The 23850-nt window shown below is 72.1% G+C and carries 26 protein-coding genes; 10 read left to right on the forward strand and 16 right to left on the reverse strand.

From position 1 onward, the window contains the following. Positions 1-66: 66 nt before the first annotated feature. On the reverse strand, positions 67-1086 hold the full coding sequence (locus AB0M82_RS08855; protein WP_364718881.1) for a nitroreductase family protein: 1020 nt from the start codon (positions 1084-1086) through the stop codon (positions 67-69). Between the two features lie 396 nt (positions 1087-1482). On the opposite strand from AB0M82_RS08855, the gene AB0M82_RS08860 reads away from it, so the two are divergent. The 5 genes from AB0M82_RS08860 to AB0M82_RS08880 all read left to right on the forward strand — a co-directional run bounded on the left by AB0M82_RS08860 (position 1483) and on the right by AB0M82_RS08880 (position 5085). Further along, complete coding sequence (locus AB0M82_RS08860) at positions 1483-2502, forward strand: NAD(P)H nitroreductase (protein ID WP_364718937.1); 1020 nt, start codon at positions 1483-1485, stop codon at positions 2500-2502. Positions 2503-2516: 14 nt separating this feature from the next. Beyond that, positions 2517-2756, forward strand: coding sequence for an SHOCT domain-containing protein (locus AB0M82_RS08865; RefSeq protein WP_364718883.1), 240 nt, complete (start codon positions 2517-2519; stop codon positions 2754-2756). Between the two features lie 115 nt (positions 2757-2871). Next, on the forward strand, positions 2872-3207 hold the full coding sequence (locus tag AB0M82_RS08870) for a hypothetical protein (RefSeq protein WP_364718885.1): 336 nt from the start codon (positions 2872-2874) through the stop codon (positions 3205-3207). A gap of 174 nt (positions 3208-3381) precedes the next feature. After that, on the forward strand, positions 3382-3978 hold the full coding sequence (locus tag AB0M82_RS08875) for a DoxX family membrane protein (protein ID WP_364718887.1): 597 nt from the start codon (positions 3382-3384) through the stop codon (positions 3976-3978). A 69-nt stretch (positions 3979-4047) separates the two neighbouring features. After that, entirely contained in the window at positions 4048-5085 is a 1038-nt protein-coding gene (locus AB0M82_RS08880; protein WP_364718889.1) for a zinc-dependent alcohol dehydrogenase family protein, read from the forward strand. 54 nt (positions 5086-5139) lie between these two features. On the opposite strand, the gene AB0M82_RS08885 is transcribed toward AB0M82_RS08880, so the two are convergent. The 3 genes from AB0M82_RS08885 to AB0M82_RS08895 are packed head-to-tail and all read right to left on the reverse strand — an operon-like array spanning position 5140 to position 6978. Further along, the gene (locus tag AB0M82_RS08885) at positions 5140-5838 is read right to left on the reverse strand and encodes a CBS domain-containing protein (protein WP_364718890.1); all 699 of its coding nucleotides are present in this window, start codon (positions 5836-5838) and stop codon (positions 5140-5142) included. An 11-nt stretch (positions 5839-5849) separates the two neighbouring features. Continuing rightward, the gene (locus AB0M82_RS08890) at positions 5850-6356 is read right to left on the reverse strand and encodes a universal stress protein (protein ID WP_364718892.1); all 507 of its coding nucleotides are present in this window, start codon (positions 6354-6356) and stop codon (positions 5850-5852) included. 22 nt (positions 6357-6378) lie between these two features. After that, positions 6379-6978, reverse strand: a complete 600-nt coding sequence (locus AB0M82_RS08895) for a hypothetical protein (RefSeq protein ID WP_364718894.1) — start codon at positions 6976-6978, stop codon at positions 6379-6381. A 154-nt stretch (positions 6979-7132) separates the two neighbouring features. On the opposite strand from AB0M82_RS08895, the gene AB0M82_RS08900 reads away from it, so the two are divergent. After that, a complete protein-coding gene (locus AB0M82_RS08900) occupies positions 7133-7327 on the forward strand; it encodes a CBS domain-containing protein (protein ID WP_364718896.1) in 195 nt (64 codons plus the stop codon). A 3-nt stretch (positions 7328-7330) separates the two neighbouring features. Here AB0M82_RS08900 and AB0M82_RS08905 read toward each other — a convergent pair whose 3' ends face one another. Then, positions 7331-8317: a hypothetical protein gene (locus AB0M82_RS08905; RefSeq protein ID WP_364718898.1), complete on the reverse strand. Its 987-nt coding sequence runs from the start codon at positions 8315-8317 to the stop codon at positions 7331-7333. A 155-nt stretch (positions 8318-8472) separates the two neighbouring features. Beyond that, a complete protein-coding gene (locus tag AB0M82_RS08910) occupies positions 8473-11106 on the reverse strand; it encodes a GNAT family N-acetyltransferase (protein ID WP_364718899.1) in 2634 nt (877 codons plus the stop codon). Positions 11107-11448: 342 nt separating this feature from the next. Between AB0M82_RS08910 and AB0M82_RS08915 the strand changes: the two genes are divergently transcribed. Both AB0M82_RS08915 and AB0M82_RS08920 read left to right on the forward strand, forming a co-directional pair. Further along, positions 11449-11859, forward strand: a complete 411-nt coding sequence (locus AB0M82_RS08915) for a metalloregulator ArsR/SmtB family transcription factor (protein WP_364718901.1) — start codon at positions 11449-11451, stop codon at positions 11857-11859. Beyond that, positions 11856-13529: a SulP family inorganic anion transporter gene (locus AB0M82_RS08920; RefSeq protein WP_364718902.1), complete on the forward strand. Its 1674-nt coding sequence runs from the start codon at positions 11856-11858 to the stop codon at positions 13527-13529. Before AB0M82_RS08915 ends, AB0M82_RS08920 begins: the two co-directional genes overlap by 4 nt. A gap of 12 nt (positions 13530-13541) precedes the next feature. Here AB0M82_RS08920 and AB0M82_RS08925 read toward each other — a convergent pair whose 3' ends face one another. Next, positions 13542-15236: a GAF domain-containing sensor histidine kinase gene (locus AB0M82_RS08925; protein ID WP_364718940.1), complete on the reverse strand. Its 1695-nt coding sequence runs from the start codon at positions 15234-15236 to the stop codon at positions 13542-13544. 189 nt (positions 15237-15425) lie between these two features. On the opposite strand from AB0M82_RS08925, the gene AB0M82_RS08930 reads away from it, so the two are divergent. After that, entirely contained in the window at positions 15426-16415 is a 990-nt protein-coding gene (locus tag AB0M82_RS08930; protein WP_364718903.1) for a hypothetical protein, read from the forward strand. Here AB0M82_RS08930 and AB0M82_RS08935 read toward each other — a convergent pair. From AB0M82_RS08935 to AB0M82_RS08965, 7 genes are all read right to left on the reverse strand, one after another. Continuing rightward, positions 16412-17050, reverse strand: coding sequence for a response regulator transcription factor (locus tag AB0M82_RS08935; RefSeq protein WP_364718905.1), 639 nt, complete (start codon positions 17048-17050; stop codon positions 16412-16414). The genes AB0M82_RS08930 and AB0M82_RS08935 overlap by 4 nt on opposite strands. 239 nt (positions 17051-17289) lie before the next feature. Continuing rightward, positions 17290-18192, reverse strand: a complete 903-nt coding sequence (locus AB0M82_RS08940) for a universal stress protein (protein ID WP_364718906.1) — start codon at positions 18190-18192, stop codon at positions 17290-17292. Further along, the gene (locus AB0M82_RS08945) at positions 18189-18800 is read right to left on the reverse strand and encodes a CBS domain-containing protein (protein WP_364718908.1); all 612 of its coding nucleotides are present in this window, start codon (positions 18798-18800) and stop codon (positions 18189-18191) included. Before AB0M82_RS08945 ends, AB0M82_RS08940 begins: the two co-directional genes overlap by 4 nt. Before the next feature lie 100 nt (positions 18801-18900). Beyond that, positions 18901-19863 (reverse strand): universal stress protein, encoded by a 963-nt coding sequence (locus AB0M82_RS08950; protein WP_364718909.1) that lies wholly within the window; start codon positions 19861-19863, stop codon positions 18901-18903. 84 nt (positions 19864-19947) lie between these two features. Further along, positions 19948-20472 (reverse strand): flavodoxin domain-containing protein, encoded by a 525-nt coding sequence (locus tag AB0M82_RS08955; RefSeq protein ID WP_364718910.1) that lies wholly within the window; start codon positions 20470-20472, stop codon positions 19948-19950. Further along, the gene (locus AB0M82_RS08960; protein WP_364718912.1) at positions 20469-21053 is read right to left on the reverse strand and encodes a CBS domain-containing protein; all 585 of its coding nucleotides are present in this window, start codon (positions 21051-21053) and stop codon (positions 20469-20471) included. The genes AB0M82_RS08955 and AB0M82_RS08960 overlap by 4 nt, the downstream gene beginning before the upstream one ends. A gap of 20 nt (positions 21054-21073) precedes the next feature. Further along, complete coding sequence (locus AB0M82_RS08965; protein ID WP_364718914.1) at positions 21074-21886, reverse strand: universal stress protein; 813 nt, start codon at positions 21884-21886, stop codon at positions 21074-21076. 132 nt (positions 21887-22018) lie between these two features. Here AB0M82_RS08965 and AB0M82_RS08970 point away from each other — a divergent pair, with 132 nt between their 5' ends. Then, on the forward strand, positions 22019-22636 hold the full coding sequence (locus tag AB0M82_RS08970; protein ID WP_364718916.1) for a hypothetical protein: 618 nt from the start codon (positions 22019-22021) through the stop codon (positions 22634-22636). On the opposite strand, the gene AB0M82_RS08975 is transcribed toward AB0M82_RS08970, so the two are convergent. Both AB0M82_RS08975 and ppk2 read right to left on the reverse strand, forming a co-directional pair. Further along, positions 22627-22812 carry a hypothetical protein gene (locus AB0M82_RS08975; RefSeq protein ID WP_364718918.1) on the reverse strand — a complete coding sequence of 62 codons (186 nt, stop codon included), beginning with the start codon at positions 22810-22812 and terminating at the stop codon, positions 22627-22629. The two genes, AB0M82_RS08970 and AB0M82_RS08975, sit on opposite strands and share 10 nt — an antisense overlap. Before the next feature lie 17 nt (positions 22813-22829). Then, complete coding sequence (ppk2, locus tag AB0M82_RS08980; protein WP_364718919.1) at positions 22830-23642, reverse strand: polyphosphate kinase 2; 813 nt, start codon at positions 23640-23642, stop codon at positions 22830-22832. Positions 23643-23850 lie beyond the last annotated feature (208 nt).

Here is a 23850-nt window from a genome sequence, read left to right on the forward strand (position 1 = left end):
GCGGCCTCGAATTCCACACCACCTCGGCGGGGCTGGCGCGTTCGACGACCGGCCGCGGCGCGCGGGTCATCGTCCCGATGGGTGACCAGCGGGGTCCGGGCCGCCGTGCAGCACCTCTCGTTCCGCCCGGCGCGGCGAAAGCGGGTCGGCTTCCGCGGCGTACCCGATGCGCAGGAGGGCCTGCGGGAAGCCGGTCAGACCGAGGTCCTCGCACAGCGCGGACCGCACCGGCTCCAGGTGCAGCGGCTGCGTCAGCACCGCGGCCGCCAGCCCGAGGTCGACCGCGGCGAGCCAGGCCCGCTCCAACGCGTACCCCGCGCGGACGTGGTCGGCCCGGGCGTCGTCCGCGGTGACGAAGACCAGCAGGGTCTCGCCGGCCAGACGACGCTCGAGTTCCGCCGTTTCCGGGACCTCCGTGGCGCGGTGGACCAGGCCCGCCCACGGCACCGAGCCGGCCGGGACCCGGCTGGCGGGGAGGCCGACGCCGTGCCGGTGGGAGCCTTCGTCCCGGATCGTCCAGAGGGAAAGCTCACGCTGGTAGCCGCTGTCGGTGCGGAAGTGCTCAGCTGCGAAGTGCAACAGCCGGGCGACCACCGCGACCTCCCGGCCGGGCCGGACGAGACGCGCTTCGACGCCCGGCGCCCCGCCCGCGTCGACGAGCTTGTGCACCACCGGCGCCGGCACGGCCACCCCCTCGAACGGCGCCCGGTGACTCGCCCGGCGGTCGATCGCCCCGTAGCGGCGGAGTTCCTCGGTCGCGGACGGGGACTCGGCGCCGACAGCGATCCGGGCCACCAGCTCCGGCTCGCGTGCGTCGGGCAGGAACTCGATCTCCACGGCCCGGCCGAGGATGCGGACGGCGAGCTCGAGGTTGGCCACCGCGGCACCGCACGACGCGGCGCGGTCACGCCCGTCCGGGTCGTGGTGCGGAAGAGCCGGTTCCGCACGTTCAAGCACCCGCAGCTCGTCCGGCTCGATCTCCAGCAGCCACGGCTGGATGTTGTGCACCGACGGCGCGCGCATCATCGACCGGACCAGCACCTCGGTCTCGGCCGCCGCCCACGGCTTTCTCTCCACAGTGGACATCTCGGATCACCCCGTCCGGCACAGAGAAGACGTGGCCCACTACTCGCGGCGACAGCGCAGCAAGCGGAACCTGCACCGGCCCCGGTCGGACCCGGCCTCCCCCACACCCCGACCCTACGATTTCCCGCCGTGGCGGGATGGCGTCGTTCGGCACCCATGCGAAGGACTTTCGTCACCTGCGCGCCGGTCTCACGGGGTGCGGCGGCGCAGGGTGGCCGAGGCGCACCCGCTCGCCACCACCGGGACGCCGCGGGAGTCGATCGCGCGGGCGGTGGCGTCCCTGGTTCCCGAGCACCGAAAGTCCTCCACCGAGAGGTATTCCGGCCCTCCCGCCGGCGGAGCGCGCGGTGCGAGGGTCAACCCGGCAGCACAACCCGACCACGAGGAAGGCCGATGATGGAGCGAGCATTCCCGGACGACTACACCGTCAAGACCGCGGTGGCCATGGCCGTCCGCGCGCCATCGGTGCACAACTCCCAGCCGTGGTACTGGCGCATCGGCCATAGCTCACTGCACCTGTACGCCGACCCCGACCGGCTGCTGCGCGAAACCGACCCGGACGGCCGCGATCTGATCCTCAGCTGCGGCGCGGCCCTGCACCACCTCCGGATCGGCTTCGCCGCCCTCGGCTGGACCGCCGAGGTGCACCGGCTGCCCAATCCCGACGAGCCGGACCACCTCGCCGCGATCACGCTGCGTCAGCACGAGCCGACGCAGGACGAGGTCGCGATGGCCGCGGCGATCCCCCGGCGCCGCACCGACCGGCGCAGGCACAGCTCCTGGACCGTGCCCCGCGGACACGTCGAAGCCATGGCCAAAGCCGCGGCGCTGGAAAGCACCGTGCTGCAGGTCGCCGAGGACTCCGCGCGCTACCACCTGGCCACCGCCTTCGAGGAAGCGTCGCGGCGGCACGCCGCCGACCCGGCCTACCGCACCGAACTCGCCGCTTGGAGCGGCCGCCACTTCTCCTCCGACGGCGTCCCGGCCCGCAACACCCCGGCACCGGACGACACCCCGGGCGCACTGCGGGTCCGCCCGTTCGCCGACCCGCTCCTCGCCCAGTCACCCGACGCCAAGGCCGAAGACGACGAAACCGTCCTGCTGGTGCTGAGCACCGCCTCCGACGACCGGATGTCGCAGCTGCGTGCCGGCGAAGCGACGAGCGCCGTACTGCTCACGGCAAACGCCTTCGGCCTGTCGTCGTGCCCGCTGACCGAGCCGCTGGAGCTGCCCGACGTCCGCGACACCGTCACCGAACGGGTGACCGGCGGCTCGTACCCCCAGATGGTGCTGCGCGTCGGCTGGGCGCCCGCCAACGCCGACCCGCTGCCCGCGACCCCTCGCCGCGACCTCGCCGACGTGCTGCAGCCGCTCGAAGCGCCGCCGAAGAACCCCTTCCGCTACCAGGCCCACTAGGAAAGGAGCCGGTCATGCCGTACTGGCATCACCCCGGAACCATGGGCTGGGCCGGCGGCATCGGCATGCTCGTGCTGATGGCGCTCGTGCTGGCCGCGCTGGTCGCCATCGCCGTCGTCCTCGTGCGCCGGGGGCCGCAGCCGCCGGGACCGGGCGACACCGCCCGGCGGATCCTCGACGAGCGGTTCGCCCGCGGCGAGATCGACCAGGAAGAGTACGAACGCCGCCGTGACGCGCTGACGCGATCGAAGTGACCTTGCGCGGGCGGAGGATGCCCGTTCGGCGCCGTCACGGTGAACGACGGCGAAACCCCTACGCGACCCGCACGGTCGACCTGAACGCCGTTCCGCCCGAGGATGGGATCATGCGATGACCGGACACCCCGTTGTCACCTCGATCGACGCACTCGCGCCGGACCTGCTCGCCGAAGCCCGCGACCACGGCTCCAGGCGGGCAGCGCGGACGCTGGTGTCCGGGAACTCCCAACGGGCCACCCTGATCGCCCTGGCCGACGGGGCAGAGCTGGCCGAGCACGACTCACCGCCGGCCGCGACACTCTACGTCGTCTCGGGCACGGTGCGGCTGCACAGCCACAGCGCGGAATGGATCCTCGAGCGCGGGCAGCTGGCGACCATACCGCCGGAACGCCACGGACTCACCGCGCTCGGCGACGCCGTCGTTCTCCTCACCGTCGCACTCCGGTAGCGGCCCCGGGCCGCCGGAGCCCGGACCAGCAGGTCCGCCTCGCCGACGACGCCGACCGGGCGGTCCCCGTGAACCGGCACCCAAGGGCCTCCCGGCTGGTGACCTTCGGCCCCAGAAACTCCCGCGCCACCGGAAGAAGCTGACCGCAGCACCGAAAAGAACGGAGGTTTCCCCATGTCCATCCGACCGGAAGAGAAGAAGACCACCTCGGGCCGAGTCCCGGTTCAGCGGGCCACCGAGCCGGCGCCGGTCGCCGGGCCCACGACCGTCGGGAAGGCCCTGGCCGTCCTGCGGATCACCACCGGGTTCGTGTTCCTGTGGGCGTTCTTGGACAAGCTGTTCGGCCTGGGCTACGCGACCCCGTCGAAAGGCGCCTGGATCAGCGGCGGTTCGCCGACGAAGGGCTTCCTCAGCAGCGTCCACGTCGGCCCGTTCGAGTCGATGTTCCACGCCTGGGCCGGCACCTGGTGGGCCAACACGCTGTTCATGCTCGGCCTGGGCGCCATCGGCATCGCCGTCATCGCCGGGATCGGCCTGCGGCTGAGCGCGATCGCCGGCTCGCTGATGATGCTCATGATGTGGGCCGCCGAATGGCCGTTCGCGCAGAGCATGAGCACCGGTGAGGCGACGCACTCCACCAACCCGATCATCGACTACCACATCATCTACGCGCTCGTCCTCATCGCGCTCGCCGCCGCTTCGGCCGGGCACACCTGGGGACTCGGCCGCCGCTGGGCCGACGCCGTCGGCGACCGCGCGTGGCTGCGCTGACGCGATCCGCTCCACGGGCGCCTGCCGACCGGCGGGCGCCCATTCCCGCTGTCCGGACAAGGAGATGAAATGAAGGCGCTCGTGTACGACGGCCCCGGCCGGCGCAGCTGGACCGACCACGCCGAACCCCAGCTCACCGCGCCGACCGACGCGATCGTCCGCGTCGACGCGGTCACCATCTGCGGCACCGACCTGCACATCCTCAAGGGCGACGTCCCCGAGGTCGAACGCGGCCGGATCCTCGGCCACGAAGCGGTCGGCACCATCACCGAGATCGGCTCCGCCGTCACCACCGTCAAGCCCGGCGACAAGGTCCTGGTGTCCTGCATCTCCGCCTGCGGACGGTGCGGATACTGCCGGTCCGCGGCCTACGGCCAGTGCCTCGGTGGCGGAGGCTGGATCCTCGGCCACACGACCGACGGCGTCCAGGCCGAATACGCGCGCGTCCCGTTCGCCGACACCTCGACCTATGTGTTGCCGTCCGGGGTGAGCGACGAGTCCGCGCTGATGTTGGCCGACATCGTCCCGACATCCTACGAAGTCGGCGTCCGCAATGGCGGCGTCAAACCGGGCGACACCGTGGTGATCGTCGGCGCCGGACCGATCGGGCTGGCCGCCATCACCAACGCCCAGCTCTTCTCGCCCAGCACGATCATCGTGGTGGACAAGGAACCGGCCCGGCTCGACGCGGCGAAGTCCTTCGGCGCCGACCTGATGGTGCAGCCCGGCGAAGCGGCCGCCGCGGTGGCCGAAGCCAGTGGCGGGCTCGGCGCGAACGTCGCGATCGAGGCGGTCGGCATTCCGGAGACGTTCGAGCTGTGCACGAAGCTGGTCCGCCCGGGCGGACACGTCGCGAACGTCGGCGTGCACGGCGCCCCGGCGACGTTGCACCTCGAACAGCTGTGGATCAAGAACATCACCATCACCACCGGACTGGTCGACACCTCCAGCACACCGATGCTGCTCCGGATGCTCACGGCGGGCCGGCTGGACACGAGCCGGTTCATCACCCACCGGTTCGGGCTCGACGAGATGGACGAAGCCTACGACGTCTTCGCCCACCCGCAGGACAGCAACGCCCTGAAGGTCGCCCTGTTCCGCAGCTGATCACGCAGCGAAGCGGCCACCGTCCATTCCGGACGGTGGCCGCTTCGCTGTGCCTCAGTTGTGCGGTTTGTGCGAGCTCAGGATCCCGACCTCGCCCGGCGGCACCGGGGACACGCCCCGGTCGTCGAAGCGGCCTTTCAGGGTGTGCCGCACCTCGACGACACCGTCGACCCGGCGGACCAACGCCACGATCACCGGGACCATGCTCTCCCGCTCGACCGTGCCGTTGAGCGTCACGATGCCGTCGTGCACGGAAACGTACAGAGACGCCGGGTCCATGGTCATCTCCCGCAGCAGCACCTCGTCGCGGACCTCGTCCCGGATCTCGCGGTCGGTCCGCAGGAAGACCCGGAGCAGGTCCGAGCGGGAGACCACGCCGACGAGCTTGCCCTCGCCGTCCACCACCGGCAGGCGGTGGAAGTGGTGCTCCTCCAGCAGTTTCGCGGCCACGGTGACGTCGTCGTCCGCCCGGACGACGACCGCGGGGGCCGTCATCAGGTCGGCGACGAACGCCGCTCCCGCTTTCCGCTTCGCTTGCCGGGAGCCGGGCTTGAGCAAGCCGTGCGGGGCCTCGCGCTCGAGCAGATCGCCTTGGGAGACGACGCCGAGGACGAGCCCGTCGTCGTCGACCACGGGGGCGCCGCTGATGTTCCAGGTGGCCAGCAGTACAGCGACGGCCTTGAACGGGGTGTCCGGGCCCACGGTGGTGACGTCGGTCGTCATGACCGAACCCACTTTGCGGCGACTGGACATCTTGACCTCCTTCACAGCAGCGGGCCCGGGTAGTAGCTGCCCACCGGTTCCGGTGTCGCTTCCTTCTCCGGCTCCGAGACGGTCCGCGCCGGGATCACCACCACGGGGCAGCTCGCCTCGCGCAGGCAGTGCTCGGCGACCGAACCGACGAGCAGCTTCAGCAGCCGGCCACGGCCGTGGCTGCCCAGCACCAGCATCGCCGCGGTCTTCGACGCCTCCTCCAGCGCCACCGCGGCCGAGTGCTCGACCAGCTCGGCCCGCACGGCCACGCCCGGGTGTTCGGCCCGCACTTCGCCGACGACCTCGTCGAGCCGGCGCCGCTCCCGGTCCGCGACCGTCTCCGGCGATCCGGCGACCGCCGCACCGAGGTCGGCGACCGGCTCGAACGCCCACGCCCGCAGCGCGACGACCTGACGACCGCTCTCCGCGGCTTCGGACACCGCCCAGCGCAGCGCCGCGACGCTGACCGCCGAATGGTCCACGCCGACGACGATGTCGCCCTGATTTGCCGTTGTCATGGGAAATCACCTTCTCCTGTTCTCAAGAATGGGTTTTCCGGTCCTGCTCGTGGAACCACTCCTGCTGCCACTGGGCGAACCGGAAGCGGTCGAGGGAAAACACGGCCAGCCGGTAGCAGAGGGCGAGCAGTGCCAGTGCGCCCAGCCAGAGGCCAAGCCCGAGGACTACGGCGTCGATGACGACACCCGCGCCGCTGAGCGGGGGATCCACCGGGCTGCCGGCGCGATCCACCCAGATGTCGAGGGGATGGCCTTTGAGCGTCCCCTGGTCGGCAGTCACATGGCCGACGCGGCGGGTTCCGTCCGGAAGCAGCCAGGTCGCGTCGGTGGGCCGGCCGTTGCCGACGACCCCGGCGCGCGAGTTCACCGTGATGCCCGGCCCGTCGGCGAGCAGGGTGGCGGTCACCCGCGTGCGCTCGCTGAGCTGCTGGGCCGACTCTCCTTGCTGCCGCGCGTAGGTTTCCGAGCCGATGGAGGCGGCGACCGGCAGCGCGGCGAGCGCGAGCAGCACCACGAAGACCAGCAAGCCACCCTGGACCCGGTCCGAGGTCCGCGCCACCGAACCGCGGCGGGGCAAAAGGGTGTGCCACATCCGCGCGATCGGGTTCGACGACGTGCTCATGGCTCCTGCCCTGTCCGGTCGGAAGTCCCTGGTACGAACAGGATCATCGATTTCCGGCGCCGCCCGAAGAGGCCTTGGACCCCGGAGTGCGGGACCGGCCCACCCTCCTCGAGAGGCCCTCCGACGGTGCACCGGGGACTTAGGACCCTGTGCCGTGGCGGGACTCGACGGCGAGCCGCGCACGGCGGGCTCGGTAATGTGCGAACAGGGGCCCGCCGCGGCGGCCGACATCGAAGTTCGCGAACTGGCGCGGCTGATGACCGACGCCGACGTGCGCTCGGCGCCGGTCGTCGACGGCGGCATGGTGACCTGCCGCGACGTGCTGCGAGCTACGGCCGGGTGCACCTGAGCGTCAGCTCGCCGGCACGTCCGGGCCGGTGCGATGGGTCAGGATGTCCTCGACCGGGCGGCGGGCCGTGAGCCGGGTCGGGGAGCCGTAGCCGATGCGCAGCAAGGTGTGCGGCTGACCGAGCCCGGCGAAGATGTGGTCGAGCGACTCCCGCGTCCGCGGGGTTTCGAACGGCTGGGACAGGAAAGAGGTCGCCAGGCCCTCGGCGGTCGCGGTCAGCAGGACCCGCTGCATCGCCATCCCGGCCCGGACCTCGGCGTGCGGTCCCCGGTCCCGGGTCAGCAGCACCCCGAGCAGGGGCTCCTGCTCGTATTGGCGCGGCGGCAGGTTCTCGTTCTCGTGCGACGCGCGCAGCGTCACGACTCCCGGCCGGTACGGGGGCGGGCCGGACGCGGTCCGTGGCACGCCGTCGAGGCTGCCGGGCTCCCGGTGGGTCCAGAACGCCGCCTCCGCCCGGAAGTCCGGGTCGTCCGCCTGCAGGGCCTCGGCCTGCCGGACCAGCGACGCCACCGGTGTGTACCGGCCGGACACGTTGAGGTACTCGATCTGCCCGCCCTCCTGCAGCGCCGCGGACTTCAACGCGGCCCGCGCCGTGGACGGCACCTCCTTGTCCAGGAGCGGACGGCGGTTGGTGTGCCGGCGAAACACGGCCTCGGCGAGCTTGCGCTCGGCCGCGGTGGCCTTCTGGTTGCCGTCGAGCCGGATCACCGCGACGAGGTCCGGCTCGGCCGGGTCCGGCAGCATGCGCACAACCACGGCGAGCCCGTTGGCGCGCAGGCAGAGGACCAGGTTGAACGCGGCCGCACCGCAGGCGAGCCGGGCTTCGCGCCCGTGCGGGTCGGCGATGCCCAGGACGCGGTCGCGGTCCAGCCACACCTCGATCACCTCGTGCTCGACGACGAACCGCCAGGGCTGGGTGTTGTGTGGCGAGGGCGCGCGCACGGCCGAGGCGAGGGCTTGATCGAACACGGTGGGCAGTGGTCGGCTCATCACGGGCTCCGGGTCGCTGGGGTAACGAACACCCCCAGCTTCACCGGTGGCCCCGCCCGGCGGCGACGGTCACGCGTCACGACCCGGAGGGACCAAAGACCCCGCGCCCCGTCACTGAGACCGGGTTCAGGGTCAGCACACGCACGATCGCTCCTTCAGTCCCGTAGGTGGCGCAGGAACGGGTCGGTGGCGGCGGGCCGTTCGAACCGGGCGCGGACGTCGAGCGCCACGCAGCCGTCGGAGCGGACTCGCACCGGGTTGAGGTCCAGCTCGGCCAGCTCGGGGACGAGCTCGGCCAGCCGGCTGACCTTCAGCAGCAGCTCCCGCACCGCGCCCCGGTCGAGCTGCCCGGACGCCCACAGCGCCTTCGACGCGCGCAACCCGTCCAGGAGCAGGTCGGCGTCGGCGCCGGTGAGCGGGGCGAGGCGGGCGGCGCGGTCGGCGATCAGGTCGGTGTCGACGCCGCCGAGGCCGAACACGACCAGCGGCCCGAACACCGGGTCCGAGCGCACCCCGATGAGCACCTCCCGGCCCGGCTCGGCCATCCGCTGCACAGTGACCCCGCGCAGGGCCGAGCCGAAGCGCGACCGCAGGGTGCGGAACGCCTCCATGACGCGGTCGGCTCCGCGCACATCGAGCAGCACGCCGCCACCGGCCGTCTTGTGCAGCAGGCCTTCGGCGTCGGCCTTGAGCACGACCGGCGAGTCCAGGTCGGCGGCCGCGGCGGCCATCGAGTCGTCGGCTTCGACGTAGCGCGTCTCCACCATCGGGAGCTCGGCCAGGCGCAACAGTTGGACGGCGTCGGTGGGTGGGAGCCAGCCTTCGCGTCCCGTGGCGAACGCCCTCAGCGCGTCAAGATCCGCCAGCGGGGCAAGGGCTTCCTCGGTCTCGGGGCGGTTCAGCCACCGCTCGTAGCGGACGAGCCGGGCCAGCACCGCGGCGGCCGCGGCGGGGTCGTCATAGCAGGCGGTCACCCCGCGGCCGGGCACCAGCGGAGCTACGCGGGCGCGCTGCCCGGGGCGGACCGCGAAGACGGTCTTGCACTGGGGTGGCAACACCGCGCCGATCGCGGTGCCGGGGTCGCCGACGGCGGTGGGCACGGTCGCGGCGATCACCGCGTCGACACCCTCGTCGGCCAGCACCGCACGCAGCGCGTCGGCGAAGACCTCCGGTGGGACGGCCGCGGTCGTGTCGACCGGGTTCCGCACCGCCGCTTCGGCCGGGAGCAGCTTCGCGAGCCGGTCGCGGGTGTCGTCGGAGAGCTCGGCCATGACCAGGCCTTCGCGCTCGCAGGCGTCGGCGGCCAGCACCCCGGCCCCACCGGCGTTGCTGACGACGGCCACACGCGGGCCGCCCGGCAGCAGCTGCCACGACAGCCCGGCGATGACGTCGACCAGCTCGGCGACGGTGTCGACGGCGATGACCCCGGCCTGCTCGAACAACGCGTCGCGGGTGACGGCCGGGGTCGCGGCGGCGGCGGTGTGCGAAGCGGCGGCGCGCTGCGCGGTGCCGCCGCTGCCCGACCGGACGGCGAGCACCGGACGCGTCCGGGCCAGTTGCCGCGCCAGCCGGCTGAACTTGCGGGGGTTGCCGAACGATTCGAGATAGAGCACCGCGAGCTCGGTGCGGCGGTCGGCGGTCCACCACATCAGCAGGTCGTTGCCGCTGACGTCGTACTTGTCGCCGGTCGAGACCAGCGTCGACATGCCGAGACCGAGATCGCCGAGGGATTCGGCGAGGGCGATGCCCACACCGCCGGACTGGGTGACGACGCCGATGTTGCCAGGCTTCACGCCGCTGCCCAGGAAAGTCAGGTCGTAGGGGCAGTCCGGATCGGTGGACAGGACGCCGAGGCAGTTCGGGCCCACCAGCCGCATGCCGTACTCGCGCACCGCGGCGTGGACTCGCTCTCCCGCCTCGGTGCCGGTCAACCCGGAGGAGATGACGACGACCGCGCGAACGCCGCGCTTCCCGCATTCTTCGACCGCTTCGGCGGCGGCCGGCGCGGGCAGGCAGACCACGGCGAGTTCAGGGGTACGGCTCAGCGCGGCCACGGAGGGAACACTCGGCACACCGAGGATCTCGGCGGCGTGCGGGTTCACCACCTCGACCTGCCCCGGGAAGCCGGAGGCGACGAGGTTGGCGAGGATCGCGTGCCCCACCGAGCCCGGGCGCCGTCCCGCGCCGATGACGGCGATCGACGACGGCTTGAACAAATGGGTGAGGCTGGCCGCGTCAGCCACCGAATCGCGCTTCAGCACGGCGTCGAGGTAGGCGGCGTCTTCGTCGAGGTTCATCACGACTTCGCGTTCGGGGCCTCCGCTGCCGGCCTCGAACCGCAGGCCGAGATCGGCGAAGACGTGGAGCACCTTGGCGTTCTCGGCGAGCACCTCGGCGACGAACCGTTTCAGACCGGACTTCCTGGCGTGCGAGACGAGGTGTTCCATCAGGAGGGTCGCGACGCCCTGCGTGCGCACGGTCGCGTCCACGACCAAGGCGACTTCGGCGTCGCGGGCGTCCTTCAGGACTTCGTAGTTCGCGACGCCGACCAGCTCGCCGCGGCGGTAGCAGCCCACGGCGTAGTGGCCGGGGCCTGCGTCGGCGGCCATCTCCGCCGCCAGCCTGTCCAATCCGGACGGTCGCGCACCGAAGAACCGGAAGTAGGTGTCCCGCTGGGTCAGCCGGGTGTGCAGGCCGAGCACCTCGGCGGTGTCGGCCGGGCGCAACGGGCGCACGAGCACCACGTCGCCGTCCGCGAGCAGGGCCCGGGAGCCCGCCTCCACGCTCATCGCTTCTCCTCTACCGCATGAGGGCAAAGTTTCGCCTTACTCGCGACGACGGGCGTCGCAAGACAATGAGACCTCGGGCGGGGGGGGGTTCCGCGACGCGGCCGGACTACCCGAACCGCGAGGACCTTCGTCACCACCGGATCCGATCCTGGCCGGCCCGGGAAACGGCGCGCAGACCCGGTGGTGGCGGCCGGCGATGGATCGTTCCCCGCCCGGTGAGCGGTCAGCCGGGCCACTGGCGTTGTCACCGTGCGTCGTCCGAAGCCGCAGCTCCAGTCCGGACTTGACTCCCCCGACGTAGGGACTTGATGGATTGATATACTCATCAATCCAGGAGGTGCCATGCCCGCGAGGTCCCGCACGACCGAACCGCTGTACCGGATCAAGGCCGACCTGTTCAAGTGCCTCGCGCACCCGACCCGGATCCAGGTCCTGGAGGTGCTGGCCGCCGCCGGTGACGAGGGTGCGCCGGTCACCCGGCTGCTCGAGGTGACCGGGTGCGAAGCCTCGCAGCTGTCCCAGCACCTCGGGGTACTGCGCCGCACCGGGGTCGTCACGTCGTCGCGGACCGGCAACGCCGTCGAGTACTGGCTCGCCCAGCCGCTCGTCGCCGAACTCCTCGTCGTGGCGCGCGCGTTCCTGCTGGCCGGCCTGCGTCCCGGCTCGGACCAGCTGCGCGCCGCGCGCGAGCTCCCCCCGCTTCCCGGCGCCAGCCCCCAGGCCGTGCTCGACGCGGTCACGGCACGAGTGTGAGCGTCCTCGCCACGGCCCGGGAGCTGCTCCCCGGCCGGGACGACTACGACCTGCGCGGGCCGGTGCTGCGCGCCGACCTGCTCGCCGGGATCACCGTCGGAGTCGTGGCCCTCCCGCTGGCCTTGGCCTTCGGCGTCAGCTCGGGCGCCGGCCCCGCGGCAGGCCTCGTCACAGCCGTCGTGGCGGGGATCGTGGCGGCGGTCTTCGGCGGCTCACCGGTGCAGGTGTCCGGGCCGACCGGAGCGATGGCCGTCGTCCTGGCCCCGATCGTGGCGGCGCACGGCCCGTCCTCAGTCGCGCTCGTCGCGATCCTCGGCGGGCTGGTCGTGCTCGTCGCGGGAGCCGCGCGGCTGGGCCGGCTGGTCGGCTATCTTCCCTGGCCGGTCGTCGAGGGCTTCACCTTCGGGATCGCCTGCATCATCTTCCTGCAACAGGTCCCCGCGGCCGTCGGCACGACCGCGCCACCGGGGAAGAACCCGCTCCTGGCCGCGGCCAACGCCGTCATCCAGGCCGTGACCGGCGGGAGCACGGCCGTCTGGACCGTCGCGACCGTGACACTGGTCGCGGCGATCATGCTGACGCTGCCCAAGCTGCACCGCGGGATACCGGCATCCCTGCTCGCGGTCGCCGCGGCGACCGTCGCCGCCGAGATCGTCCACGCGCCCCTCCCCCGGATCGGCGGCCTGCCGAGCACTCTGGACCCCGCCCTGCCGTCGTTCACCCTCGGCGCCGTCCGCGATCTCACCGGAGCCGTCGTCGCGGTCGCCGCGCTGGCGGCGATCGAATCCCTGCTCTCCGCCCGCGTGGCCGTGACGATGACCCGCGGCGGGCCACCGGTCGGCCCCACCCGCCCCGACCGCGAACTCGTCGGCCAGGGACTCGCCTCGATCGCCAGCGGCCTCTTCGGCGGCATGCCCGCCACCGGCGCGATCGCCCGCACCGCGGTCAACGTCCGCTCCGGCGCCCGGACCCGGCTGGCCGCCATCACGCACGCCCTGGTGATCCTCGCGGTCATCTACGCCGCCACCGGGCTCGTGTCCCGGATCCCGCTCGCCGCGCTGGCCGGGGTCCTCATGGTCACCAGCCTGCGGATGGTGCCGCTGCCCGCGATCCGCGAAGTCCTCCACGCGAGCCGGTCCAGCGCCGCCACCTTCGCCGTGACCGCGCTCGTGACCGTCGTGGCGGACCTCATCCTCGCCGTGGAGATCGGCCTGCTCGTCGCCGCGTTCTTCGCCCTGCGCCACCTCGCCGGCGCCGCCAACGCCCGGCGCGACCCGCTTCCCGGCCCCACCACCTCCGGAGACGAGCACATCGCGGTGTTCCGGTTCGAAGGCGCCATGTTCTGGGGCGCCTCCGAACGCCTCCTCACCGAAATCGCCGACACCACCCAGGACGTCCTCGTCGTCATCCTGCGCCTGTCCCGCCTGCACATCCTCGACGCGACCGGCGCGAAAGCGCTGGGTGAAGCCATCGAGGAACTCGAGGCACGCGGCGTCACCGTCCTGGTCAAAGGAGTCCAGCACCACCACCGGCACCTGCTGGCCGCCACCGGCGCCCTCGGCATGCTCCGCCACGAGAGCCACGTCTTCACCACCCTCGACGACGCGGTGACCCACGCGCGCTCGCACGTCCACAGTGGACCAACGAGCGCGGCCGCGCCGGCCGGTTGACCTACGGCGCGGTCATCCCACGCGCGCGGTCCATTCCAGCCGCACGCCGCCCTCGGGCCCGTCGGTGAGCGAGAACGAGCCGCCGACGGCTTCGGCGCGCTCGCGGAGGTTGCCGAGGCCGCTCGGCGAGACGTCGGCGGGCAACCCCTTGCCGTCGTCGGCCACCACGACGCGGATCATGTCGTCCTTCATCGCGATCGATACGGACAACGTCGAGGCTTCGGCGTGCCGGACCGCGTTGCTGACCCCTTCGCGCACGACCGCCTCGACGTGCTCAGCCAGCTGGGTTGGCAGGGTGTCGATCGCGCCCGACATGCTGATCGTCGGGTGCAACGGCGCGTCGTCGGTCAGCTCGGCGATCGCGTCGTGCAACCGATGCCGCAACCGCAATCCCGTCTCCCCCGCCGCACCGCCGTGCAGGTCGAAGATCGCCGTGCGGATCTCCTGGACGATCTCGTGCATCTGCTCGATGCTGTCCCCGAGCCGCTTCTGCAGTTCGGGTGACTTGGTCCGTCGCTGGGTGCTCTGCATCGACAGGCCCACCGCGAACAGCCGCTGGATGACGTGGTCGTGCAGGTCACGGGCGATCCGGTCGCGGTCACCGAGCACGTCCAGCTCCCGCGCCGCCCGCTGCTGCGCCGCCAGCTGCAGCGCCAGCGCCGCCTGATCGGCGAAAGAGGCCACCACCGACAGCTGCGCCGACTCGAACGACGCCGCTCCCGGCTCCCGGACGGCGACGAGCACGCCGGTCGTGCGGTCACCCGCGCGCAGCGGCACCACCAGAGCCGGCCCGAAGGCGTAGTCCCCCAGTTCCAGCTCCGGGACGCTCCGCGGCGTCCGGTCCCGGTACACCGCGCCGGGCAGACTGCCTTCGACGTCGATGCGCAGACCCGACAGCTCGGCGGCCCGGACCCCCGCGCAGACGGTCACCGTCAGGTCGTCGACGTCGTCACCCCAGTCCTCGTCGACGTCGAGCCGCCCGGAGTTCGGCAGGGCGAGCATCGTCACGTCCGACCCGGTCAGCTCCAGCGCCCGGCTGGCGATGACGTCGAGCGCCTCCGCCGGGTCGGTGCCGCCAAGCAGCTCGGTCGTCACCTCACTGGTCGCGGCCAGCCACTGCTGCCGCACCCGCGCCTGCTCGTAGAGGTGCGCGTTCTCGATCGCGATCCCGGCCGCGGCCGCCAGGGCCTGCACGACGACCTCGTCGTCGTCGGTGAACTGCTCGCCGTTCTTCTTTTCGGTCAGGTACAGCCGGCCGAAGACCTCGTCGCGCACCCGCACCGGGACCCCGAGGAAGGAGTGCATCGGCGGGTGGTGGGCCGGGAAGCCCACCGACGCCGGATGGGCGGAAATCTCCTCCAGCCGCAGCGGCTTCGCCTCCTCGATGACCACACCCAGCACGCCGTGCCCTTCGGGCAGGTCGCCGATCAGCCTGCGGGTCTCGTCGTCGATCCCGAAGTAGATGAACTCGGACAGGGAGCCGTCCTCGGCGAGCACCCCGAGGGCGCCGTACTTCGCCTCACCGAGCTCGATCGCCGCCTGCACGATGCGCCGCAGCGTGGTGTCCAGCTCCAGCCCGGACGCGACGGCCAGCACCGCGTCGAGCAGGCCGTCCATCTTGTCCCGGGTCCCGATCAGCACCTCGATCCGGTCCTGCAGGTCACGCAGCACCTCGCGCAACCGCAGCCCGGAGAGCGTCCCCGCCATCCGCCTCGGCCTGTCCTCCGAGTGCTGCCCGGGTCCGTCCTCCGACACCGTGTCCACGACCTCCGCACCGTCCGTTCCGACCTCGCCCTGGTGACTTTCTCCCCTTTCGGCGGCCTCGCCACGCGAGGGACCGTCGGAGGAAGCGTTCGGAACCACAGTGTGCCGCCCAACGGTGCCAGAGGGGAAACCATGACACTATCGATCACCTCGATCGGCCTGCTGGACGTCGATCAGGTGAAGTCCGTGATCGGCGCCGCGGTGCTCGCGCCGTCAACGCACAATACGCAGCCGTGGCGGTTCCGCTGCACCCCCGCGGGGATCGAACTGCACGCCGACCCGGACCGCGCCCTGCCCGTGGCCGACGCCGACCGGCGGGAACTGCTGCTCTCCTGCGGGGCCGCGCTGTTCAACCTGCGCACCGCCATCAACGCCTTGGGCGCGCACCCGGCCACCACACTGCTGCCGCGCCGCGACGACCCCACGCTGCTGGCCCTCGTCCGGCCGTTCGCGGCCCGGCGTCCCGACCCCCGGTTGGTTCACCTGGCCGACGCGATCCCTCGCCGTCACACGAACCGGACACCGTTCGGCACGGACGTCGTCCCCGCACCGCTGGTCGCCGAACTGCGGCACGCCGCCGAAGTCGAGCAGGCGTGGCTGCCGCGGCTGGACGCACACCAGCTGGAAGGCCTGCGAGAGCTGGTGCGCAAGAGCCACCAGGTGCAGATTTCCGACCCGGCGTTCGTCGCCGAGTGGCGGTATTGGACCGCCCGCGGCCCAGGCAGCCGGGACGGCGTTCCCGAGTACGCGGCGGGCGCGATGCCCTCGGACGACGGCGGCTGGGTGCTGCGGGACTTCGGTGCCCGGCGGCGCGGCCGAACCGGCTCTTCCGAGCCGCTGGTCGTGGTCATCGGTTCCTTCGACGACACGAAGACCGACCGGATCCGAGCCGGCCAGGCGATGCAGCGCGTCCTGCTGACGGCCACGGCCGCCGGGCTCGACGCGTCGTTCATCTCCCAGCCGGTCGAGGTCCCCGCGGTCCGCAGCGAGCTGCGGGCCCTGCTGGGCGGCGGGCTGTGGCCACAGATCGTGCTGCGCCTCGGCCACGGCGCACCGGTGCCGTGGACCCCACGCCGGTCCCTGGACGACGTCCTGTTGGAGCCGGAGCGGACGAGCGCCTAGTTCCCTTGGTTGCGCAGCTCGGTGGCGAGCACGGCGGCCTGAGTCCGCCGCTCCATCCCCAGCTTGGTGAGCAACCGCGAGACGTAGTTCTTGACCGTCTTCTCGGCCAGGAACATCCGCTCCGAGATCTGCCGGTTGGTCAGTCCCTCACCGATCAGCTCAAGCAGCTTCTTCTCCTGGTCCGAGAGGTCGGCCAGCGGGCCCTTTTTGGTCTGGCTGTCCCGCAGCTTGGCCATCAGCGCCGCGGCCGCGTGCGCGTCGAGCAGCGACTTGCCCGCCCCGACCTCACGCACCGCCGAAACCAGGTCCATGCCCTTGATGTCCTTGATCACGAACCCGCTCGCCCCGGCCATCACCGCATCCAGCATCGCCTGCTCGTCGGTGTAGGACGTCAACATCAGGCACTTGAGTTCGGGCAGCTTCGAGCGCAGCTCACGGGCCAGTTCGATGCCGTTGCCGTCGGGCAGCCGGACGTCCAGCACCGCCACGTCGGGGTTGAGCGCCGGGATCCGGGCCAAGGCCTGCGACACACTGCCGGCCTGGCCGACCACGGTCAGCTCCTCGTCCTCGTCCAGCAGGTCGGCGACGCCACGGCGGACGACCTCGTGGTCGTCGACGAGAAAGACCCGGAGCATCTCCGACCTCCTGCGCAGCGGAAAGTACGACGGAGCTCAGAGTACGACCACGGGGCCCCGATCGGCAGGGTCCCGAGACCGTCCGGGAAGTGACCAAGGACCCTCACGCCGAAGATGCCCCGGGCCCGATGCTTCCGCGGTCGGCGTCGAGTCGCTCCCGGAGCGGGCACCTGGCAGCCGTCCACAACGGACGGACCGCTCCAGCCCTTGGGGCTGCGCGACACGATCGTCGAGGGCGGTCACTTCTTCCGGTCCGGGCGGACGACGAGCACCGGGCACTGGGCGTGCTGGACCAGCGCCTGGCTGGTCGAGCCCAGCAGCATCCCGGTGAAGCCGCCGCGGCCGCGGCTGCCGACGACGACCAGCTGGGCCATCTTGCTCTCTTCGAGCAGAGCGTGCCGTGGCCGGTCGTGGACCAGGAGACGGCGGACCTCGACGTCGGGGTACTTCTCCGACCAGCCGGCCAGCCGCTCGGTCAGCAGCCGCTCCTCGCCCTCTTCCAGCGCTTCGGGCTGGGTGAGGATGCGGACGGTCCCGCGAGTGTCCTCGTAGGTGACGTCGTTCCAGGCGTGCACCGCGACCAGTGGCACACCGCGCAGCGACGCTTCCTCGAACGCGACGGCGATCGCCTGCTCGCTGTTCGGGCTGCCGTCGACACCGGCCACGACCGGCCCGGCTTCGGGGACGGTACCGTCGGAGCGGCCACGGACGACCGCCACCGGGCCGTGCGCGTGGCTCGCGACCGAAGCCGCGGTACCCCCGAGCAGCATGTCGGCGAACCCGCCGGTGCCGCTCCGGCCCACGACGAGCAGCCGCGCGTGCCGGGACTCGTCGATCAGCATCGGCACCGGCGGCTCGTTCGGCAGTTCCGTCGTGACGACCAGATCCTTGTCGATCGACGCGGCCAGGGTGCGGGCGTCGGCGATGGCGCGTTCGCCGTCGGCCTGGACCGCCTCGAACAGCGCGGCCGCGCCCATCCCGGTCATGCCCCCGCCGTAGTAGAGGCCGGTGACCTGCAGGCCGTGCACGATCCGGAGTTCGAGGTGGCGCAGAGAGGCGATCTCCGCCGCCCACGCGACGGCGGCGGTCGAACCCGCCGAGCCGTCCACGCCGACGGTGATCCTCGGGTCGATGGCGCTCATCGGTTCTGCTCCTCGCCCGCGTAGGCGGTGTCGGCGGCGACGACGCCGGGCACGGCCAGTGCCAGCAGCTTGGCGACGTGCCGGTCGGTGTCGTCGTCGAACTGGTCGGCGATGTGGACATAGCCGTCGTGGACGTCGATCTGCCAGCGGCCGCTGCCGCCGTAGATCTCCAGCCGGTGCTTGACGTCCCGGGCGATGTCGGTGTCCTCCCGCGCGAGCATGCGCACGACGTCGCCGCGGGTGACGATGCCGACGACGGCCGAACCGTCGACGATCGGCATCGCCCGGATCCGGGCGTCCACCAGGGCCTGACACAGGTCGGCGACGTCGGTGCCGGCGCTCATGGCGGTAGCCGGACTGGTCATCAGATCCCCGACCGTCTTGCCCGCGACGGCGGCTTCGCGGTGTTCGTGGGCGTGCCGGGGGTCGGCGGGGATCCGGCCGCGGATCAGGTCGGCTTCGGTGACGATGCCGATCAGGCGCTCGTCGTCGTCGACCACGGGAAGCGCGGTGAAGCCGTGCCTGGACAGCAGCTCGGCCGCCTCCTTGGCGGACGTCCACGGCTGCACAGTGATCACCGGCGCGGTCATCAGGTCGCGTGCGCGCATCGGAGGCTCCTTTCGTGTCACCTTCCAACCTAGGAAGGCCAGGCCCGGGGCACCGCTGGCGTCGGTCACCGGTCGCGAGGACTTACGTCCCTTCGGCCGGCTACGTCCACAAAGGACGAACGTTCGTGGCCGTGGCGTCAGCCGGTCCCCGCTCCGCCGGGTGGTCACTCCTGCCAGGCCGGACGACCGCCACCGGGCACGGCGAGTGCGCGATCAGTGCCTGGCTCGTCGAGCCGAGCAACATGCCGGTGAACCCACCACGGCCGCGGCAGCCCACCACGATCAGCTGCGCGTGCTCGCCGCGCTCCAGCAGCGTCCGCACCGGCCGCCCGCGCGCGACGTCGAGCTCGATCGGCAGGTCGGGGTACTTCGTCTGCCAGCCGGCGAACTGGTGGGCGAGCTTGTCCCGTTCGACGCGCTCGATCGCGGCCGGATCCTCCTCCAGCGGGTGCGGCCGCAGCATGCCGTCGGCGAGCACGTCGCTCCAGGTGTGCACCGCGACGAGCCGGGTGCCGCGCAGCCGCGCTTCCTCGCAGGCGAACGCGATCGCGGCGTCGCTGTCGGGCGAGCCGTCGGCGCCGACGAGCACCGGTCCGGTGTCCGGCGGCGGGTCGTGCGGCTTCCGGCCGCGGACGACCACGATCGGGCAGAGTGCGTGCGCGACCACCGCGACGGCGGTCGAGCCGACGAGCAGGCCGGTGAACCCGCCCAGCCCGCGCGAACCCAGCACCACCAGCTCCGCGTGCTGCGACTCCTGGACCAGGGCGGTGACCGGGCTCCATTCCCGGGCCGCCGTGGTGACCTCCAGGCCGGGGTGTTCGGCGAGCACCGCGGTCCGGGCGTCGGTGAGCCACCCTTCGGCTCGTTCGGCCAAACCGGCCCGCACCTGGTCGTGGGTGCCGAAAGCCATCGGCGCGTTCACCGGCGGCAGGGCGTAGATCTGCACCAGCCGCAGCGGACGCCCGCGGCGAAGGGCTTCGGACCCGGCCCACACCGCGGCGCGCACCGCCGAGCTCGAGCCGTCGATCCCGGCGACCACCGCGCCTTCAGGAAAGCCGGACATGACCGTCCTCCTTGTGGATGAGACGGTGGACCCGGGCGAAACGGGTCCGGGCCCGTTCTTCGGCGGCCTGCTCCTTCGGAGTGGTCATGACGTGCTCCTCACGCCTGGGGCCAGGCTGGAACCGATCTCCCGGCCCCAGGCCCGGATCGACGGCCAGTCCCGGTTGTCGCCGTCCGCGACCCGCAGGGCCGCCACGACGGCGCGTTCCGGGAAGTGCAGCGCGTGGCGGTCGAGCTTCCCGCCGAACAGCCGGTGCCCGCGGGCTCCGAGTCGCTGGACCAGGTCCTCGACCGCGACCGGCTCTTCGGCCGGCTTGTCCTGCTCACCGATCGGGCCGCTGGAGAAGAGCCAGACCGGCACGCGGCGGAGTTCGTCCGAAAAGGACTCGGCGAGCTTCCTGGCCGGCTCCAGCCAGTGTCCCATGTAGACGGCGCTACCGAGGATCACGGCGTCGAAGCCCTCGACCGAGTGCACCAGGCCCGCGTCGCGGACCTCGACCTGTGCCCACGCCCCGGCGTCGGTCAGCGCGGAGCCGACCGCGGTGGCAACGTTCTCGGCGATCTCCCTGGTGGCGCCATGCCGGGTGGCCACCGCGACGAGGATCTTCATGTCGTCACCGTCGCTTCTTCCCAGAGTTCGACGCCGACGATGCCGTGGACGGTCTTCGCCAGCGCCGTCACGACCCGGCGTTCGGCCTCGTCGGTGAAGGCGCCGCGGATCGTCACCACGCCGCCCGTGACGGAGATCGTCCAGCGGTCGCGGTGACCGGAGTAGTCGGACAGCAGCGCGTTGAGGTGCGAGGCGATCGAATCGTCCTGGCGCACCAGCGGGCTGAGCATGTCGCGGCGGCTGACGATGCCGACGAGCACACCGTCGTCGACCACCGGGATGCTGCGCAGCCGGTCGCCCAGCATCCGCCGGGCGATCTCGGTGACGTCGGTGTCGAGAGCCACCGTCTCGGCCGGTGTGGTCATCACGGAGCCCACCAGGACGTGTGGCGCCGGGCCCTCTCCGGCGACGCCGCTGCGGAGCGCGTCGGCCTCGGTGAACATGCCGAGCAAGGCATCTTCGGCCCCCACCACCGGCAGGGCCGCGACGCGGTGCTCGGTGAGCAGCACGATGGCTTCGCGGACCGGCGTTCCCGGGCCGACCCGCACGACCGGCCTGGTCATGATGTCGCGTGCCTTCATGGCGGTTCCCTCGTTTCCGTTCAGTGCACGACCGCGACCGGACAGGGCGCGTGCGCGAGCAAGGTATTTCCGGTCGAGCCCAGGACCCCGCCGGCGACCGGGCCGCGGCCGCGGGTGCCCACGACGATCAGCCGGGCTTCGGGAGCGGCGGCCAGCAGGGCGCGGGCCGGGCTACGGGCCCGCAGCGCCTGGGCCGTGATCTCCAGCGCCGGGTACTTGCGGGCCCAGTCCGCGAGGTGCGCTTCCAGCTCCCGCTGCTCGGCGAGGCCGTCACCGGTGTGCCAGGCGTGCACGACCAGCACCCGGGCCCGCATCGCGGTGGCTTCCTCGAGGGCGAACCGCAGGCCCTGTTCGCTCGAGCTCGACGGGTCGAGGCCGACGACGATCGGCCCCGTCCGGGTGGGCCGGTGCTCGGGCACGACGACGACGGGGCAGGAGGCCCCGGCCGCGACCCGCAGGGCGACCGAGCCGATCAGTGCGCCGCGCAAGCCACCGAGGCCGTGCGAGCCGAGGACGACCAGCGCCGCGTCGGCGGACTCCGCGAGCAGCAGGTCGACCGCGAGCCCGAGCCGGACCTGGGTCTCGACCCGCACCCCGGGCGCCTGCTCACGAGCGACCTCCGCGGCGCGGTGAAGGAAGCGGTGGACGTGCTCCAGCAGCAGCTCGGAGTCGTCGTGGGCGCGGGGTCGTCCGTCTTCGAAGACGCAGGCGTGCAGCAGCCGCAGCGTCGTGTCCCGGCGCACCGATTCCGCGGCCGCCCAGCGCATCGCTGCGAGCGCGGTCGGCGAGGCGTCCACCCCGGCGACCACCGGGCGGGTCGTGGTTCCGGTCATCGGTGCCTCCTCCTGCGGGGTCTCGTGGCCAGCATCGCGGGGGGACGTACTCACGGGTCAGAGCACGAAGTCCCTTTCGCCGGGGACCAAATCCGCCTGTTCCGCGACCGCGGGACGCGGACCCTGGTTTCCATGACCGACACCGATCTGCTCATCGACCACTTCCTGCCGCACCCGCACTTCGAGCTGGTGCGCACCGCCGTCGTGGACGCGCCGGTGAAGGAGACCTACGCCGCGGCGCGCGAACTCGACTTCACCGACATCCGCGGCGGGATCGTGTCCGCCGCCGGCTGGGTGCGCACGCTGCCCGAACGGTGGCGCGACCGGCGGCACGGCCCACCGCGGAAACCGACCCGGCTCACCGCCGACGACCTCGACACCGGGTCGGAATGGACCCTGCTCGGCGACCGGCCGGGCAGCGAGTTCGCGCTGGGTGTCGCGGGCAAGTTCTGGAAGCCGGTGATCCCGTGGCGCCGCGTCGAGACCGACGACTTCGCGGGCTTCGAAGAGCCCGGCTACGGGAAGATCGTCATGGCCGTATTGACCCTCCCGTACGGCCCGCACCGCACACTGCTGACGGTGCACACGCGGGTCGCGATGACCGATCCGGAGAGCCGGCTGAAGTTCCGCCGGTACTGGCGGCTCTCGCGGCCGGCCATCGGTTCCGTGCACACCGCCCTCGTGCGAACCATCGCCGCGAACGCCCGGAAGCGGGCGCTCGCGGCCTACGCACGGACCGATCAGGACTGACGCCCGCCCACCGGCCGCTGCGGCTCGTCGTCCGGGACGACGTCCTCTTCGTTCTCCTTGATCGCGTGGTGCTCGGCCGCGTACAGATAGCGGCCCAGCTTCGGCCCACGACGTCCGCGCTCGGCGACGTCACGACGCGCCTCGGCTTCGATGGCGGCCTTTTCCTTGTCGTCCATGACTTCCTTCGGTCGGTTCAGCGCGGCAACAGGGTCGCCGCGTGATCGGGAACGTAGGTCTGCAGCCGCCGGTCGGGCCGGAAGTAGCCGGTCGGCTCGGGGCGCGGCGGCAGCGAAACCGCTGGGCGGGACACCTCGTGGTAGGGCACGCTGGAGAGCAGGTGCGCGATCATGTTCAGCCGCCCGCGCCGCTTCTCCTCGCTTTCCACCACATGCCAGGGAGATTCCGCGGTGTCGGTGTGCACGAACATGTCGTCCTTCGCCCGCGAGTAGTCCTCCCAATGGGTCACGGACCGCAGGTCGACGGGCGAGAGCTTCCAGCGGCGCATCGGATCGTCGATCCGGGCCCGGAACCGCCGTTCCTGCTCGTCGAGGCTGACGGAGAACCAGTACTTGCGCAGCAGGATGCCGTCGTCGACGAGCAGGCGCTCGAAGATCGGGGTTTGCTGCAGGAAGCGGCGGTGCTCCTCGGGGGTGCAGAACCCCATCACGCGCTCGACGCCGGCGCGGTTGTACCAGCTGCGATCGAACAGCACGATCTCGCCCGCCGCGGGCAGGTGCTCGATGTAGCGCTGGAAGTACCACTGCGTGCGCTCGCGCTCGGTCGGGCTCGGCAGCGCCGCGATCCGCACCACGCGCGGGTTCAGGTGCTCGGTGACGCGCTTGATGGTGCTGCCCTTGCCGGCGGCGTCGCGGCCCTCGAACACCACGACCAGGCGGATGCCTTCGTGGCGCACCCACTCCTGGAGCTTGACCAGCTCGGCCTGCAGCCGCAGCAGCTCCCGCTCGTAGACCGCGCGCGGGATCCGCGACTTCTTCCTGTCCGCCATGCTTCGACGGTACGAAGCGGACACCCGCGCGGGCTGCGGCCGGACGTCGGCGCCACGAAGGTCTTTGGTCCCTCCGAGCTGCCCGATTGGCCCGATTGGCCCGGTTTCAGGAGAAGGACATGATCATCAGTGGCGGGTTCAACGTCTATTCCGCCGAGGTCGAACAGGCGTTGATGAGCCATCCCGCGGTCCGGGACTGCGCCGTCGT

This window comes from Amycolatopsis sp. NPDC051128, assembly GCF_040682715.1.
In the GTDB taxonomy this organism is placed as follows: Bacteria; Actinomycetota; Actinomycetes; order Mycobacteriales; family Pseudonocardiaceae; genus Amycolatopsis.